The sequence below is a fragment of the Lysinibacillus sp. FW12 genome (assembly GCF_050817245.1).
Classification (GTDB): Bacteria; Bacillota; Bacilli; order Bacillales_A; family Planococcaceae; genus Lysinibacillus; species Lysinibacillus irui.
Genome location: NZ_CP139094.1, coordinates 2,502,629 through 2,519,512, shown reverse-complemented (window position 1 = coordinate 2,519,512; position 16,884 = coordinate 2,502,629). Strand labels below are relative to the sequence as shown.

16 protein-coding genes and 2 riboswitches are annotated in these 16,884 nt (G+C 40.6%); of the genes, 12 read left to right on the top strand and 4 right to left on the bottom strand.

Going from position 1 to position 16,884, the window contains the following annotated elements; genetic code table 11:
* The first annotated feature begins 10 nt into the window (after positions 1 to 10).
* The 5 genes from SJW71_RS12950 (at position 11) to SJW71_RS12930 (ending at position 3,874) form a co-directional block, all read left to right on the top strand.
* A complete protein-coding gene (locus tag SJW71_RS12950) occupies positions 11 to 490 on the top strand; it encodes a hypothetical protein (protein ID WP_431810965.1) in 480 nt (159 codons plus the stop codon).
* A gap of 98 nt (positions 491 to 588) precedes the next feature.
* Complete coding sequence (locus SJW71_RS12945; RefSeq protein WP_431810964.1) at positions 589 to 1,101, top strand: hypothetical protein; 513 nt, start codon at positions 589 to 591, stop codon at positions 1,099 to 1,101.
* Positions 1,086 to 1,490: a phBC6A51 family helix-turn-helix protein gene (locus SJW71_RS12940; RefSeq protein WP_337976382.1), complete on the top strand. Its 405-nt coding sequence runs from the start codon at positions 1,086 to 1,088 to the stop codon at positions 1,488 to 1,490. The genes SJW71_RS12945 and SJW71_RS12940 overlap by 16 nt, the downstream gene beginning before the upstream one ends.
* 832 nt (positions 1,491 to 2,322) lie before the next feature.
* Positions 2,323 to 2,634, top strand: a complete 312-nt coding sequence (locus SJW71_RS12935; protein ID WP_322605053.1) for a hypothetical protein — start codon at positions 2,323 to 2,325, stop codon at positions 2,632 to 2,634.
* 105 nt (positions 2,635 to 2,739) lie between these two features.
* Positions 2,740 to 2,923: riboswitch (cobalamin riboswitch) on the top strand.
* 228 nt (positions 2,924 to 3,151) lie between these two features.
* Entirely contained in the window at positions 3,152 to 3,874 is a 723-nt protein-coding gene (locus SJW71_RS12930; RefSeq protein WP_431810963.1) for a hypothetical protein, read from the top strand.
* A gap of 461 nt (positions 3,875 to 4,335) precedes the next feature.
* Here the strand turns inward: SJW71_RS12930 and SJW71_RS12925 are convergent, their stop codons facing one another.
* A complete protein-coding gene (locus SJW71_RS12925) occupies positions 4,336 to 6,273 on the bottom strand; it encodes a GTP-binding protein (protein WP_431810962.1) in 1,938 nt (645 codons plus the stop codon).
* Between the two features lie 182 nt (positions 6,274 to 6,455).
* A riboswitch (cobalamin riboswitch) is annotated at positions 6,456 to 6,642 on the top strand.
* A 126-nt stretch (positions 6,643 to 6,768) separates the two neighbouring features.
* On the opposite strand from SJW71_RS12925, the gene SJW71_RS12920 reads away from it, so the two are divergent.
* From SJW71_RS12920 to SJW71_RS12910, 3 genes are all read left to right on the top strand, one after another.
* A complete protein-coding gene (locus tag SJW71_RS12920; RefSeq protein ID WP_312506850.1) occupies positions 6,769 to 7,764 on the top strand; it encodes an ABC transporter substrate-binding protein in 996 nt (331 codons plus the stop codon).
* A gap of 59 nt (positions 7,765 to 7,823) precedes the next feature.
* Positions 7,824 to 8,501: a precorrin-3B methylase gene (locus tag SJW71_RS12915; protein WP_412926623.1), complete on the top strand. Its 678-nt coding sequence runs from the start codon at positions 7,824 to 7,826 to the stop codon at positions 8,499 to 8,501.
* A 72-nt stretch (positions 8,502 to 8,573) separates the two neighbouring features.
* The gene (locus SJW71_RS12910; protein WP_431810961.1) at positions 8,574 to 10,562 is read left to right on the top strand and encodes a S9 family peptidase; all 1,989 of its coding nucleotides are present in this window, start codon (positions 8,574 to 8,576) and stop codon (positions 10,560 to 10,562) included.
* A gap of 83 nt (positions 10,563 to 10,645) precedes the next feature.
* On the opposite strand, the gene SJW71_RS12905 is transcribed toward SJW71_RS12910, so the two are convergent.
* Both SJW71_RS12905 and SJW71_RS12900 read right to left on the bottom strand, forming a co-directional pair.
* On the bottom strand, positions 10,646 to 11,842 hold the full coding sequence (locus tag SJW71_RS12905) for a class I SAM-dependent rRNA methyltransferase (RefSeq protein ID WP_431810960.1): 1,197 nt from the start codon (positions 11,840 to 11,842) through the stop codon (positions 10,646 to 10,648).
* Positions 11,843 to 11,903: 61 nt separating this feature from the next.
* A complete protein-coding gene (locus SJW71_RS12900) occupies positions 11,904 to 12,821 on the bottom strand; it encodes an alpha/beta hydrolase (protein WP_312506854.1) in 918 nt (305 codons plus the stop codon).
* A 161-nt stretch (positions 12,822 to 12,982) separates the two neighbouring features.
* Between SJW71_RS12900 and folA the strand changes: the two genes are divergently transcribed.
* A complete protein-coding gene (gene folA / locus SJW71_RS12895; protein WP_407136067.1) occupies positions 12,983 to 13,459 on the top strand; it encodes a type 3 dihydrofolate reductase in 477 nt (158 codons plus the stop codon).
* A gap of 43 nt (positions 13,460 to 13,502) precedes the next feature.
* Here folA and trhA read toward each other — a convergent pair whose 3' ends face one another.
* Positions 13,503 to 14,138, bottom strand: a complete 636-nt coding sequence (gene trhA / locus SJW71_RS12890) for a PAQR family membrane homeostasis protein TrhA (protein WP_274797077.1) — start codon at positions 14,136 to 14,138, stop codon at positions 13,503 to 13,505.
* 275 nt (positions 14,139 to 14,413) lie between these two features.
* Between trhA and SJW71_RS12885 the strand changes: the two genes are divergently transcribed.
* The 3 genes from SJW71_RS12885 (at position 14,414) to SJW71_RS12875 (ending at position 16,880) form a co-directional block, all read left to right on the top strand.
* The gene (locus SJW71_RS12885; protein ID WP_274797078.1) at positions 14,414 to 15,256 is read left to right on the top strand and encodes a DegV family protein; all 843 of its coding nucleotides are present in this window, start codon (positions 14,414 to 14,416) and stop codon (positions 15,254 to 15,256) included.
* Positions 15,257 to 15,359: 103 nt separating this feature from the next.
* The gene (locus tag SJW71_RS12880) at positions 15,360 to 15,905 is read left to right on the top strand and encodes a hypothetical protein (RefSeq protein WP_431810959.1); all 546 of its coding nucleotides are present in this window, start codon (positions 15,360 to 15,362) and stop codon (positions 15,903 to 15,905) included.
* Between the two features lie 45 nt (positions 15,906 to 15,950).
* Positions 15,951 to 16,880 (top strand): GDSL-type esterase/lipase family protein, encoded by a 930-nt coding sequence (locus SJW71_RS12875; protein WP_407136068.1) that lies wholly within the window; start codon positions 15,951 to 15,953, stop codon positions 16,878 to 16,880.
* The last annotated feature ends 4 nt before the right edge of the window (positions 16,881 to 16,884 follow it).

Sequence of the window (16,884 nt, the reverse complement as noted above, 5' to 3'; positions counted from 1 at the left end):
GATGAAGAACATGGTTAAATATACACCAAATTATAATTTAGGAAAGCTGGAAGGTACGGATATGTATAGTGTACTTCCGCAAAACGCCAATATGGATATCATAGATACAACATTAAAGGGATTAGATACAAAAGTTACTGACCTTTTGGCTGATGTAGTTTGGCAAGAAGCTGAATTACTAAACGGTTGGGAATCTTATGGTGTAGGATATGAACCGAAATTTGCCTTAGATAAGCACAATAATCTAATTATGAAAGGCGCTATTAAAAATGGGGTGATGACTAGAGGGACAATTCTATTTATCTTGCCTGAAACCATGCGTCCTGTTGTATATCGAATCTTTGTAACATCTTGTAATAATCAAATCCATGATCCTTATGAATATAAGGCCATCGAATTAGTAATTGAACCAAATGGAGCTGTGGCTTTAGGTAGCTCTATACCTTATACAGAATTCGTAGGCTTGGACAACATATCTATAAAATTATAGCAACAATTATATGTATTATCGTTATCAAATGAATGACGAAGAAGGCAGGCGCTTAAATGTGCTTGTCTTTTTTATATTGAAGAAAGGAAGCTGATGAAATGAAACGATCACCAACTATGGAAGAAATAAAAGCGGACATTGAGCGTTTACAAAGTGAAATTGATGCAGCAGATATGGAGCGAGGTTATTGTAAAATACCGTTCCCACCTGTTAGTGACGTTTGGGCAGAACAGGCATATAAACGTAATTTAGCAGACATAAAGGCGTTTTTAGCAGATTACGCAGAATTATTACTAACGGCAAAGGAAATTGTAGCATTGGGTGAACTAGAACGTGTTAACGATTGGTTAGGGTTGCTAAAGGTTGCGAGAGAAGCAAAGGATTTAATACTGGGTTCTACGTGTACACTGATAGCCGATATCTTACGTATCGCTACAAATGGTAATAGTAGAATGCACTACGCAAATTTAGCGGATATGCTTGTAAGTATCATTGAAGAAACACCTTATTCCGTTTATTCCGAGGATGCTTATAAAGGTGACTATGACGGGAATTTCGACCAATACTACGCTGATAAACGAGAGGAGTTAGTTAAATGGCGAGCAAACTAGAAGGTATTTTAAAAGAACTGACAGCTGATCAGGCGAAGGCTGCCGAATTGATTTATGAAAACGATCTATTACCGAAGGGTAAGCGTCGTTCTTATGTTGAAATTGCAAAGGAAATTGGCGTATCTGATCGTACATTACGTAAATGGAGACAGTTACCCGCAATGTTAGAGTATAAGTCAGCAGTAACAGATACGTATTTAGCTGATAATCGTACACGGGTTATGCAGGCTCTTATTAACGAATGTGAGGCGGGTAATGCCTCGATGATGAAACTATACATGCAAACGATGGGTATGCTCGTTGACAAGGCGGAACTTGAGATTAAAGCGCCGACAGCCGATCCAGATGCAGTTGCAGCTAAGTTGGCGAGTATTAAAGCACGCTTATAAATAGCGATATATCAACGTTTTAGAGCGTTAAATTATTATAAATGCGGAGTTGGCTACGTGCTGGCTTCGCTCTTTTTTATGCGTTGGAATGGCGTTAGGACTTCCGTTTTATTCCGAAATACGAGGAAACATCGGGTAGAAGGCGCTGGCGCGTGTGGGTACTCGAAAACAAATCGTTATCTGACAATTTATCCGATATTTTATACAGCATTTTATGCAGTATTGTAACGTATGTGCAAGCAGAGATAGTCGAAAGAACTGTGGTATATCAACGATGTATAAGATTGTGTATATCATATTTTTGCGTAGAAGTTACAAAAGTCAGTTGTATCAACGTTTTATCGTTATTTTCAGTTTACATAATCAAGCTTATGGGAAGTTAAAGACGAATATTTATTCGTTTGATATTCATTGCGTCAATTAAACGTTGGATAACTCGAAAATCCCCCCAAGCCACCTACTTCCTACAAGTGCTTTCTGCTGTCCGATAATCGCAGACACTATTTTTAAAACAAGCCGGTTTTTTGCGATGTCAGAAGTAGCGAGAACCGTTAAATCGGATAGTTGATCGTTTCGAGTCTTCTAAGTGACGATAGTTATTAGTTTGAATATTCCTTAGATGGAAAATAAAGAATGTTATTATTCCGATTTAACTTGCGTCAGTTTTGCGTCAATACTATTTCTCCGTATTCTAACAATACCGCAAAGTTAAACCGAATAATATCGGACGACTTTCCTTTGTTTTTGTCCAATCTATTTCGGATAATTTAGCGGATATTTATAAAAGTATATTTGCGCTAGAATATCGAAATAGAAAGAGAGGTAATTAAAAATGTGGCATAGGGAAAACATTTTAACAGCAGACGTTAGAGCAGCGTTTAATTTAACCGAAGGGCAAGTGAGATCAATCGTAATGGCTATGAGAAAAAGAGTTGGAATTTTTACGACTAAAGTTGGCGGTGATTTACGTTATAATGCTCGAGAGGTAAGTGTTGTAGAGTTCGTTCGTACTAGGATGAACGAGAATTATTTACTTGATGATGCGTGTGATTTAGCAGTATTAACGCATTATGGGAAGGATGAAAACGATATAATAAAACAGTATCTACTATCTGAGTTACAAAGAATAGAAGGTAAAGAATGATAAGTTGGAAAATATTACGATATTTGACTTTAGAAAAACGCTACTTTACAATTGATTTTAGTAATCTAATAGGAATGTGGAGTACACTCGATTCCTATGACAACTAAATAGCGTGTAGTAATAGGTGTAAATTGCGTGCAATTTGCTTAAAAGGGAAGTCGGTGAGAATCCGACACTGTCCCGCAACTGTAAATGTGAGCGACTTTTCAGCATCCACTGTCTTTGGACGGGAAGGAGAAAAGAAGCGATGATCATGAGTCAGGATACCTGCCTGTTACGAGTACACACCATAAACCTACGAGGAATAGGAGGTGGCATGTTGACAAAACAGAATGCTCTGTTCGTCACAGTACGTCAAACGCCCAAAGTTCATGAAGGGGTTCATCATCGGGCTCATTCACATTTACTTCGGGTTTGTTTGGCATTGTGTGATGAAGAAAGTTAATGTAAAGGATTTCCTCAAAGAATAGGAAGTCCTTTTTTGTTTTGAAAAAATGTACGCAAAGGGGATGCACGTATGATGTATGTAGAAATGAACATTTGTAAGCAACCACGCACAGAAACAGCCAAGAAAGCGAAAACGAGAATGGCGGTTGAATCACTGATCGATCAATTATTAGCAACGAAGCTCATTCGCAATGATCGTTTCTTTGAGCAAATTTTATATAATAAAGATATTATTTGGATCCAAAATGGGGAGGTCAATGGTCATCTTTTTGCGAAGGCATCGGTAACTGATCAACTGAAAACGAAGACCAATAGCTTTATGATGTATATGCCGTCCAATCCAATTGTCTATGAGGTGAATGGGGAGCCGTACCATTTCATAACACGTATTGATTCAACACGGGCAAAGCCTAATCTTGAACGGCTGACATTCGAGCCAAAGCCTATTTTAAGTGCTGCACGAGTGAATGATTTACTATGCTCCATTGTGATGCGTTTTTATGAAACGTATATACAGGATTTAGCACCACAGCACGACAAACTCATCGCATTTGTACAGCAGGAATATGCCCAGTTTATTGAAGCGGTACAAGAATTAAATAATGATCATTTCAACTGGCATCCGCGCGGTAACGGCCATGAGCTTTTGCTGAAATTAATTGATCATTTACAACTTATCAAAAATCATCCAGGCAAAGTGTTAATTGATTTCACAAACTCGCATGACTATGTAATCGTCCAACCAGCATATTTCGTGCACAAGCCAACAAAAAAAGCAGTCGGTGCCCTATAAATATAAGCCCTCCAACCAACGGAGGGCTTATTTTAATTAAAGAATATCGCTGCTTGAGTGAAGACCCGCGAAAGGAGAGGAAACACCCGCGTTTGAGCGAAGAATACCCGCGGAAGGAGAGGAAACACCCGCGCAAGAGCGAAGAATACCCGCGAAAGAGGTAAACACCCGCGCAAGAGCGAAGAATACCCGCGGAAGGAGAGGAAATACCCGCGCAAGAGCGAGGAATACCCGCGAAAGAGGTAAACACCCGCACTAGAGCGAAGAATACCCGCGCAAGAGGTAAACACCCGCACTAGAGCGAGGAATACCCGCGGAAGGAGAGCAAATACCCGCGTTAGAGCGAGGAAAACCCGCGAAAGGAGCAAACACCCGCGCTAGAGCTAGGAATACCTGCGGAAGGAAGAATCCCTGCCGCCAAGAGCAAATCCCCACGCGAGCGGTGCCACCCAATCCCGATATTATTGGCAATGCATGGCGGCTTGTGCTTCTTGCCAAGGGACGGTGTAGCCTTTGCCTTTCGCGCAAAAGATGCTAGAGGAACTATATTCAGGGTCGGCATTTTTATCGTAGCCAATTTGTGCAATGACTTCCTCGGGGTTATGGCACACATCATAGCCGTCAAACTGTAGTGTTAGTGCGCCCTTTCCATTTGTATAGGCAGCAAAGGTTGTGCTATAGCTCATCAAAGTGGCAACGGGCGCACGTCCTGTTAGCACTACATCTGTTTCCGTCAAGATTGGGTCATCGAATGTACCCGCTGCTTGTTGAATGTCGGTCATCATGCGGCCAATAAAGTCATTAGAGGCTTTCATTTTAAAGCGATAGTATGGCTCCAGTAAGACATTCTGCGCTTGCTCAAGTCCTTGGCGTAACGCTCGGAAAGTAGCTTCTCGGAAATCACCGCCCGATGTGTGTTCATTGTGCCCGCGACCTGTCAACAGCGTAAAATGAACATCGGTTAGCGGGAAGCCTGTCAGTAGTCCATGATGCTCCCGTTCAAATAAGTGCTTTTCAACAAGTCGTTGGTTACCTACTGATAAATCATCCGCATGACAGGCATTGCTAAAAGTTATGCCTGTTCCACGTGGATTTGGCTCCAATAATACATGCACTTCCGCATAATGCTTGAGTGGCTCAAAATGGCCATAGCCTGTAACCGTTGTCGCAATTGTCTCCATGTATAAAATTTGTGGCTCTCCGAAAGAAACGACTAATGAAAAACGCTTCTGTAATACCTCAACAAGTACCTCTAGCTGAATAACGCCCATTATATGCACGTGGATTTCCTGGAATTTTTCCTGCCAGAGAACACGCAATGAAGGCTCTTCCGCTTCTAACAAACGAAAAATTTGTAGCACTTCTTTAATATGTTGGTCGCCTTCATATTGTACCTTTGCCTGTAAGGTTGGGACGAGCTCGTACGGCTGCGATTGTGTAGTACTGCCAATGCGGTCTCCAATAGTTGCCTGACTTAACCCTTTAACAGCAAATATCTCACCCGCTTCAACATGTTGAACGGTTTCAAAGCGATTGCCATTATAAAGGCGAATTTCTGTGATTTTTTCTGTTGTCTCGCCAAAGGTAAATTCATCCCGCACATGTAAGGACCCCTGCATGGCCTTCATAAAGGTTAAACGCTGGTGGCCGTCGTGTCGTATTTTAAAAACCTCTCCCTGAAACGGTGCATCCTGTTCAAAATGAGTATCGGTTAATAAAGGAAGCTGGGCAATAAATTCCTGAATGCCCTCATCCTTTAAGGCCGAGCCTGTAAAGCAAGGGAAAGCACATTCACTTGTAATCATGTCCTTTAGCTGTGCTAGACATTGTTCATGTTCCAACGATTCATTCAAAAAGGCATCGAGTAATTCTTCATCTCGCTCTGCCAGCCATTCCATCATACTACTAGAAAGATAATCTGCTCGAAGCGGTTCATCGATCAACAAGACATCTGGTGAGCAATCTTTACGTAGCTGCTTCATGACTGCCTCTACGTTGGCCCCTTCACGATCGATTTTATTGATAAAAAAGAAGGTTGGGACATGATATTTACGTAACAGCTGCCATACTGTTTCTGTATGACCTTGCACGCCCTCCACTGCACTGATAATAATAATGGCGTAATCCATGACTCGAATGGAACGCTCCATTTCAGGGGAGAAATCGACATGCCCTGGTGTATCAATTAACGTGTATGTATCATCGCCGATGTTCATGCGACCTTGCTCGGCAAATATGGTGATGCCACGCTTGCGCTCTAATTCATGATTATCGAGAAAGGTATCCTGGTGATCGACACGGCCTCGGGCTTGAATACTATTTGTATGAAAAAGTACTTGCTCAGAAAATGTTGTTTTCCCTGCATCGACATGGGCAAGTACACCAATTGTTTTGTACATAACCAATCCTCGTTTCTATCCAGTGCTATCTTCCCATTGTAACAGAATTCTCGTAGAAATATTTCTTGTAAAATAGTTCGTCTTTATGTCGAAATAGTGCTAATATAATGGGGATTATGGATGTCACGCCATGTTCCTCATTGCGTGATTAATCTTCTTCTGCTAGTCTATCAATAGTATTAACCATTATAAAATGTATTGGTGCAAATGGCATTTGTCATTTGCTTAAAAGGGAAATCGGTGTAATTCCGATGCTGTCCCGCAACTGTAAATGGGGAGTCTATACAACGTGCCACTGTAGTGTAGCTATGGGAAGGCGTATAGATGATGAACCTAAGCCAGGATACCTGCCAATATGAACAGTTAACTAAGAACCACGAGGATGGGGATAGTGATAAAGGTGACCATACCATTTTTTCACTATGCTTCTCTCTTGGCGACAAGAGGGTTTTTTTATGCCCTCAAAACTATATTCATAACAAAGGAGATTAGGACATGAAGAAATGGAATAGTTTATGGCTCATCATGGTCATTGCCTTAGTAGCTGTTTTAGGCGCTTGTAATGCAACGGACAACAAAGAGTCTGCAGAACAGGGTGAAAAGGTTGAGCCGTCCGAGACAGCAACAACAGAAGTAACGATCGAAAATAATGATACAACGCAAACATACAAGGAAGCACCAAAAAAAGCGATTAGTTTAAATCAGCATGTAACGGAAATCATGCTGGCATTAGGATTAGAGGATTCCATGGTAGGAACAGCTTACTTAGATGATACAATCTATGAGCCATTACAAGAAGCTTACGATAAGGTCCCTGTGCTTTCAGATCAATATCCAACGAAGGAGCAAGTAATTGATGCAGAGGCGGATTTCTTATATGCAGGCTGGAAAAGTGGCTTTGGTGAAAAGGGCGTAGGAACTCCGGAAGAGCTAGAGGCATTAGGGATTCATACGTATTTACATACAGCTTCCAATATGACAAAGCCGACATTAGAGGATATTTTCACTGATATTCGCAATATCGCGAAGATTTTCCGGGTGGAGGATCGTGGAGAAGCCTTAATTGAGCAAATGACGAAAGACGTAGAAAACGTACAGTCGAAATTACCGAAAGATGATGAAAATTTACGTGTGTTAGTGTTTGACAGCGGTGAAAAGGATATCTTTACAGCTGGTCAAAACTTTATGAATGAGCTAGTGACCATCGCTGGTGGTCAAAATATTTTTGGTGATGTGGAATCCGGCTGGACAACCGTATCAAAAGAAGATGCAGTAGACCGTAACCCAGAGGTGGTGGTTGTCATTGATTACGGTGAAACAACAGCAGAACAAAAGATTCAATTCTTAAAAAATGATCCCGCATTGAAGGAGATGGAAGCTGTTAAAAATGAGCGCTTTGTTATTCTTCCGCTATCAGGAGCATCTGAAGGAGTTCGAGCAGCAGAGGCGATTGAAATTTTAGCAAAAGGCTTCTATCCTGAAAATTTTTAATCTAACAACAATCCGAGCTAGCGTTTTTGCTAGCTCCTTTTTCATAAGGAGAGATATCCATGAATGCATTTCAAAAAAACGTACCAGATCAAACCTTCGAAACACTTAGCCAACAAGGCGAATTTACACGCTTAGCTGTCAGTCCTGGCATTATTAATAAGCATTACACGCCAGCACAATTTCAAAAAATAGCCGAGATTGTTGGAGAAAAGGGGGCAATTAAGTATTCGGCTTCTTATAGTATTTTAGTATCCGTCCCGACGAGTGCTGCCGCACAAGCTGTTCAAGCCTTACAGGAAGCGGGTCTACATATCGCACCAGCAGGACCTAGTATCGTCATGAAGGCATGTGATTTTTGTGATGGTGAAAAAATGGAGGCAGTGCATATTACAGAACAGCTCTATCATACGTTAGAGAGGATTCAGGTCCCTTCGAGAGTGCGTGTTAACGTGAATGGCTGTGCCTCTGCCTGCTATAACCCATCTTTTGATGATATAGGACTCGTTTATCAAAACGAAAGCTTTGATGTTTATTTAGGGGCTATACCGATGGGGGCAAAGGCACAGGCTGGCACATTATTCGCAAAAAGGGTAGGGGTAGAACAGATTGAAGGCTTTGTGCTACAAATTATAAGCCTTTATCAGGAGTATGCACGTCCTCATGAGCCCTTTTATAAATTTTATCGTAGAACAAAATCCACTGAATATTGGGAAATAGTAAAAGATTCTATTAAATAGCAGGAATATTACTTAGGGTGTCGAAGTATTGTAATAAGGCAATAAAAATTACAAATCCAAAGGAGTAAGAACATGACATCGAAACAAGGAATTCAACCAGAAGATCTTTATCACTTAAAATCGGTAGCAGATCCCCAGCTATCACCTGATGGCACTGAGGTAATATATGTAGAGACGCGTATTGATGAAAAGAAAAAAGACTATATATCCAATTTATTTTACATACACTTGAAGGATAGAACGCCAAAGCAATGGACATTTGGAGAGGATAGAACAAGTGCTCCTGTTTGGTCTCCGGATGGCAGTCAAATTGCCTTTTTGTCAACGAGAACGGGGCAGCCCCAAATTTATGTTTTGTCAAAAGCGGGGGGTGAGGCAAAACAAGTGACACATTGTAAAAATGGTGCGTCATCTCCTGTATGGTCACCGTGCGGAAAGAAAATTGCCTTTTCTGTTAAGCTAGGGAAGGATGAATCTATCTTAGACAAGGTGGAGGATGAAAAGAAAGAGGAGAAAGAAGTAAAGCCTCTCGAAATAGACAAGATGAAACATAAATCAGATGCAGGTGGGTTCTTGGATTTGGAGCAGTTTACCCACATTGCCATCGTCGATTTGGAATCGGGTGAGCTTGAGCAAGTGACGGAAGGAAATGAACATTTCCATCTTGATACATGGTCGCCAAATGGACAATATCTTACGTATTTAGCAGATAAAGCGGAGGATTTAGATTTCTCATTTAATATCGATATTTTCTTATTAAATGTAGAGACAAAAGAGACGCGCCAGCTTACGCAAGGAACAGGCATGTATTATCAAACTTCATGGTCACCGAATAGTCGCTTTATTTCCTATGTAGGAAGTGAAAGAGAATTTGAAAATGCTACGCAAGCTAAGCTATGGGTGTATGATTTGCAAGACAATGTGCTGACATGTATCACAGGTGAATTTGATGCACCGATTGGGGATTTTGCTATTGGAGATTTCCTACAAGGTGTAGTGACACCACGTGTTCAATGGCTGAACGATAACAAAAGCTTCTACTTCCAAGTAACAGATCATGGCAATGCGGCGATTTATTTCGGTAATATAGAGGGCGAAATCTACCCAGCTATTCACGATGATCAATATGTCTATGGTTTCTCACTTGATGCTCAACAGGATAAAGCAGTTGTTGCTATTAGCACAACAACAAATCCTGGCGATTTATTTTACATCAACTTGCAAACAGGTGACAGAGAACAGCTAACATCCATCAATGAAGAATTTTTAAAGACGAGAACCTTATCGGTACCAGAAGCCATTGAATTCGAAGGAGCAGAGGGCTGGAAGGTTAACGGCTGGATTATGAAGCCAGTTGGCTATGAAGCTGGGAATAAATATCCTCTCGTTCTTGAAATTCATGGTGGGCCACATGCCATGTATGCCAACACCTATTTTAATGAGTTCCAAATCTTAGCTGCTCAAGGCTTTGCTGTGCTTTATACGAACCCACGTGGTAGTCATGGCTATGGACAAACATTTGTCGATGCAGTACGAGGTGATTATGGTGGTAATGATTATCAGGATCTGATGGCTGCCGTAGACTACACGTTGGAGCACTATGATTTTATTGACCAAGACCGTCTTGGTGTAACAGGGGGAAGCTATGGAGGCTTTATGACCAACTGGATTGTTGGCCATACGAACCGCTTTAAAGCTGCCGTGACACAGCGTTCCATTTCGAACTGGATTAGCTTCTATGGTGTTAGTGATATTGGCTATTACTTTACAGACTGGCAAATTCAAGCGGGCTTTGACGATATAGAGAAGCTATGGCATCATTCTCCACTGAAATATGTAGATAATGTGGAGACACCTTTATTGATTTTACATGGTGAAAAAGATTATCGCTGTCCGATTGAGCAGGCAGAGCAATTATTTATTGCCTTAAAGCATCGTAAAAAAGAAACAAAATTCGTGCGTTTCCCTGAGGCTAATCATGAGCTATCTCGAAGCGGAAAACCAACGTTACGAATTAATCGACTCGAATATATTCGCGATTGGTTTGTGAAGTATTTATAAGGTTTTATTCGTGGCTTAAGAACTTTCTTAGGCCACTTTTTTACATAAAAAAAGAATCACAGCAAAGTGTGATTCCCTCCTAGTTAGTCGATCTTTTGAATGAATACGACCTTCAAGTAATTAAATTCAGGGTATTCCCGAGGCACACGGAAATCCTTCGGTAAACCGTATTCCTCGACAATTTTATAGCGTGTACGAGTCTCTTTAAAGGCTTGGTCAATAAAGCTTTTAAACTTTTTCATACCAAAGCTTGCATTATTGGTAGAAGCAACAATGATACCGTTTTTGGCCGTAATCGCAATCGTGTCCTTCAGTAATTTAGGGTAGTCCTTCGCCGTTGAAAACGTCATTTGCTTCGTACGTGCAAAGCTAGGTGGGTCTAATACGACAAGGTCGAACTGTAATGCATGACGCTGCGCATATTTAAAATAATGAAAGACATCCATCACTTTTATATCCTGTGCTTCATAATCAATGTCATTGACACTAAATTGCTCAATCGTTTTAGCTAGACTGCGTTTAGCTACGTCCACACTCGTTGTTTTATTAGCGCCTCCGAGGGCAGCTGCCACAGAAAATGCCCCTGTATAGGAGAACGTATTGAGCATGTTGGTGCTGTTTGCATAACGCTCACGTATAGCCAATCGTACCTCACGTTGATCAAGGAAAATCCCCGTCATCGCACCATCATTTAAATGAACCGCATAGGTCATGCCATTTTCCTTCACCATAAGGGGAAATTCGCCAGGCGTGCCCATGACAAAATCATCCTGTTCCATGTACTGCCCTTTACTATCAAAGCGTTTTTTCTCATAAATGGCTTGGTAGTTGACTGTTTCAGCAAGCGCCTCATAAACCATTTCTTTAAATGAATAAATGCCCTCACTATACCAACTCACCATATAGTACCCATTAAAAAAGTCAATTGTTAAACCACCAATGCCATCTCCTTCACCATTAAAAACTCGGAAGGCAGTCGTGTTGTCATTGTTAAAAAATGCTGCACGATTGTCGATCGCTTTTTTGAATTTTTTTATGAAAAAAGCTTTATCAATCGTTTCGTTGGCATCTGTTGTCAGCACCCAGCCAATCCCTTTATTTTGGATACCGTAGTATCCTGTGCCAATAAATCGATTATGGTGATCCATCAGCTTCAGGAGCGTTCCTTGCTCGGTAGGCAGCTGTTTTGCATTCACTGCATCCTTTGAAATAAGCGGGTAGCCTTTTCTTAATTGATCGGAAAATGGCTGTTGTATTTGTAGAGCAATTGTTTGTGTCATCGTGTCATCCTTTAAAAAACGTTTTGCTCTATTATCGCACTGTTTGAGTGGGATAGCCAACTTATTTTAGGAATTGGGCGATTTTTTCCACCGTTTCAATCGTTGCATCTTCAAAATAATTCATTTTACTAAAATAGCTATGAATTAAACCTGGCATTGTGACATGCTCTACGGCAACACCAGCGTCCATTAGTTTTTGTGCATAGCTTTGGCCTTCATCAAAGAGCACATCTGCCTCGGCCGCAATAATCATTGTTTTGGGCATACTACGAACATCCTCTAGCTGGAGCGGAGATACAAATGGGTTTGTAAAATTGGATTCATCTGTATAATGCTGTGAGAACCACTTCATGCCTTGGGTATCTAAGCCAAAATTTTCACCATATAAGTGATAAGAATCCGTAGTAAAATTCACATTTGTCACGGGATAAATAAGTACTTGGGCTTGTAGTTTTGGGCCTCTCATTGTAGAAGCTAAGTAAGCAACAACTGTCGCTAAATTACCGCCAGCACTATCCCCAGCAACAGTCAATTGACTAACATCTCCACCAAACGATTCCATATGGTCATGCACCCATAGTAAGCTATCATAGGCATCATGCAATGGAATAGGGAAGGGGAACTCAGGTGCTAAACGATAATCAACGGAAACGACAATAGCCTGTGCCCGATCTGCTAATAGCTGACAGCCTGCATCAGCCGAATCTAAATTGCCGTAAACCCAACCACCGCCGTGGTAATAAACAATTACAGGTAATGGTTGATCGTAGAAAGGAGTATAAATTCGAAGCGTAATTTTCGCTCCATCTCGCACAGATATTTCTTGATCCTTAATCGACGCAAGCTGTGGTTTCTTTGGTGATTGCCACGATGTCACCGTACGCGCTGCTCTTGCTTCCTGTGGCGTTACTTTGTAATAAGGCGTACCATGATGCTGATCTTCAATATAATGAACAGCTTCTTTTCGCAATGTAGTCATCTTTATCATTCCTTTATTGTGACATTTGTTAATTCTATTATAAACTATTCATATAATTTTACTAGGATTTAGGTGTGGAAAAAGAAAATTCTTTTAGAAATAAGGTGAAACAAGCGAAATGTGTTTATAATAAAAGAGATGAACGTATTTGGAGGGACAGTATGATTTCTTTAATTGTGGCACATGATGACAACCACGTCATCGGGTATAACAACGGCATGCCTTGGCATTTGCCAGGAGATTTGCAGTATTTTAAACAGAAAACAATGGGCAAGCCGATGATAATGGGACGAAAAACATTCGAATCCATTGGTCGACCGCTTCCTGGACGTCGCAATATTGTTATTACGCGTGATAAAAACTATCATGCCGATGGTATTGATGTCGTGACAAGCTTGGAGGAAGCATTAGCACTAGCTGGAGATGTACCTGAGATTATGATAATTGGTGGCGAACAAATTTTTCGTTTAGTCATGGAGAAGGCTGATCGTTTATACATTACAAAAATCAATCATTCCTTCCAGGGAGATACCTATTTCCCAAGCTATGAGCAGGATTTTGTTCAAGTATCTTCAGAAGAGCCAGAAACAGCACCAGAAGGCTATACATTCCAATATCAAATTTTTGAACGTAAATAAATGAATAAGCAATCGCTCATTGTGATCGGAGCGATTGCTTTTATTATAGATAAAAATATACACACGCATACATAGAGGCACAACCAGCTAATACAAAGAGATGCCAAATGGCGTGGTTGTAAGGCAGTGAGCGCCATGCATAAAAGATAGCACCAATTGTATAAAAAAGCCCACCTGCTAGCAATAAGGCAAAGCCATAAAATCCTAAGAAAAGATAAACAGGCTTAATGGCGAAAATAATTAACCAACCCATACCGATATAAAAAATCAGTGAAAGAACTTCAAAGCGATTAATAAAGAAACATTTAAAAAGTACACCTAGCACAGCCAGTGTCCAAATAATGCATAGTAAAGTCAAACCTAAAGTGCCACCAACGGCAATTAATAAAAACGGCGTATAAGTGCCAGCAATTAAAATATAAATGGACGAGTGGTCTAAAATAGCGAAAAAGTGTTTATATTTTTCTGGCATACTGTGTAGCAATGTAGACATTAAAAACAGGATGATAACAGACGCACCAAAAATACTAAAAGTGGTAATATGTAGGGCATTTCCTGTTTGAATGGCTGCTAACAGTAAGACAACTAGTGCCGGAATACTGGCAATGAAACCAATACCGTGTGTAATGGCATTCCACAGCTCTTCCTTCCACGATTTATAGTCAAATGAATCGATCATTTGAAACACTCCTTTCGTTTATATGTTTACTATACCCCAATAATTTATACATGAACATTTACATTTGTCATATATTTCATCTCTAAAATGTCATAAGGCTGTCATATTCTCTGAGGGGCATTGATAGACAAGAGGTAGGCGAAAACGCTATAGTATCCAAGGTAGCGTTTACATGCTAGAGAAGACAAGGTTTTGCCTAATGACAAATGTCATGTTTACATAATGATTCATTAGTCTATATAATAAATTTTAATGAAGTAAAAGGATGTGTCAAAGTGGGACGAATTCATATAGTAACGGACTCAACTTGTGATTTAACGAAAGAAGAAGTAGCACAACATGGTATACATATCGTGCCTTTAACGATTCAAATTGATGGTGCAACCTATACAGATGGTGTGGATTTAGAACCGCAGCCATTTTTAGGCTTAATGAAAAATGCGAAAAATTTACCAAAAAGCTCTCAGCCAGCTCCAGGGAAATTTAAAGAATTGTATGATGAGCTTGGTAAAGATGGAGATCAAATTATCTCTATCCATATGACAGGTGGCATGAGTGGAACGGTTGAATCAGCGCGACAAGCCGCACAAATGACAGATGCGGATGTAACGGTAATTGACTCGCGTTTTATTGCCATTGGTCTTGCCATTCAGCTTCGAGAGGCGATTAAAATGCGAGATGCAGGTGCTACAGTAGCGGACATAGTGGCTCGCCTTGAAAAAGTACGCGAAAACACACATTTGTATGTTATTGTAGATACACTTGAAAACCTCATTAAAGGAGGTCGAATCGGTAAAGGAACGGGCTTTATCGGTTCACTCTTAAACATCAAAGTCATTGCCAACCTAGAAGGCGGCGTTTACAATCCGGTTTCCAAGGTACGTAGCCATAAGCAGGTAGTCAATTTCTTATTTAAACAATTCCAAGCAGACACTGCCGGAAAAACAGTCAAGGCAGTTGGTATCTCTCATGCAGATGGCCTAGTCACAATGGGGAATCCATTAAAAGAATTAATCGAAGGCACAGGCTTTACCGATGTAGAAATTGCCTTTACATCCCCAATCATCTCGACACACACGGGTCCAGGCGCCATCGGCTTTATTTATTTTGCAGAATAATAGCAAGGAGCCACTACATAAGTAATTGTAGTGGCTTTTTTCATGCTTTGCTTATTTTGCCATGATCATTTTAGTGGTAAGGAAGAGCGGTTTCGAAGCGATAATGATCACTTTAGTGGTAAGAGAGATCGGTTTCGAAGCAAAGCTGTTCACTTTAGTGTCAAGAAAGAGTGGTTTCGAAGCAAAGCTGCTCACTTTAATGTCAAGAAAGAGCGGTTTCGAAGTCATGATAATCACTTTAATGCCAAGAATGATCGGTTTCGAAGCAAAGCTGATCACTTTAATGTCAAGAAAGATCGGTTTTAAAGCAAAGCTGATCACTTTAGTGTCAAAGAAGAGCGGCTTTAAAGCAAAGCTGATCACTTTAGTGTCAAGAAAGATCGGTTTCAAAGTCATGATGATCACTTTAGTGTCAAGAAAGATCGGTTTCAAAGTCATGATGATCACTTTAGTGGTAAGAGAGATCGGTTTCGAAGCAAAGCTGATCACTTTAGTGTCAAAGAAGAGCGGCTTTAAAGCAAAGCTGATCACTTTAGTGTCAAGAAAGAACAGTTTCGAAGCGATGTTGATTACTTCCTTAGTGAAGAAATTTGGCAAGAACACAAAATTATGGAGAACTGAGGGTAAGTCACTTTTCATTGCGGTATGAACTATTCTATAATAGAAGTAATAGAAAGGGATGGAAGGTGGTCAAATGGACATTTGGCGATTTATGTTGTCATGTTTGACCGTCTTAGTACTAAGTGGTTGTGCAATATCAATCGATGAACCGAATCCGCAAGCAGAGCCAGACGGTGAGCAAGCAGGAACGGAGCAAGATATGACGCAGGATGAGCAACAAACAGAAGATGAGGAAAAAGCCTCTAAGAATATGTTGACGCAAATTTTTGAACATTTTTTTGAGCCATCAGCAGAGGATTTATCGCAAATTGATGAAGAAAACGCAAAGCAACTACATTACTTGGCACTGGGAGATTCGTTAACAGATGGTGTCGGTGATGAGTATAGTCAAGACGGTTATGTTGGAAGATTAGCAGATTCATTGCTGGCGTGGCCCTCGATTTCGGACGTAGATGTCGATAATCGTGGAAAACGTGGTAGGCGCAGTGATCAACTTCTAAAATTAGTGAAAAAAGGGCATTATGATGAAGAGTTGCAACAAGCGCAGCTCATTTCATTAACAATGGGCGGCAACGATGTCATGAAAGTTGTCAAGCAGGATTTGTTTAATTTGAAGCGTGACGCATTCGACAAGGAATTGAAGGACTATAAGGAGCGCTACAGCAAAATCGTAGCAGGCATTCGCGCAAAAAATCCAACAGTGCCTATTCTACTCATTGGCTTCTATAATCCATTTTCGATTGTGACCAATGAGGCGAATGAATTTGATACAATTATTACAGAATGGAATAATGTAATCGAAGAAGTAGCGAGTGAAGATTCAAATGCTTGCTACGTTTCAGTAGAAGATTTATTCGATTCAAATGAAGAGCTCGTCTATCATACAGATTTTTTCCACCCGAATGCAAAGGGATATGAAAAAATGACCGAGCGAATACTAGCAGCAATGGAGCAGTGTGGCATGGAAAAGAAGATTAACAAGGCAATAGGCTTCGAGGAGTGACAAA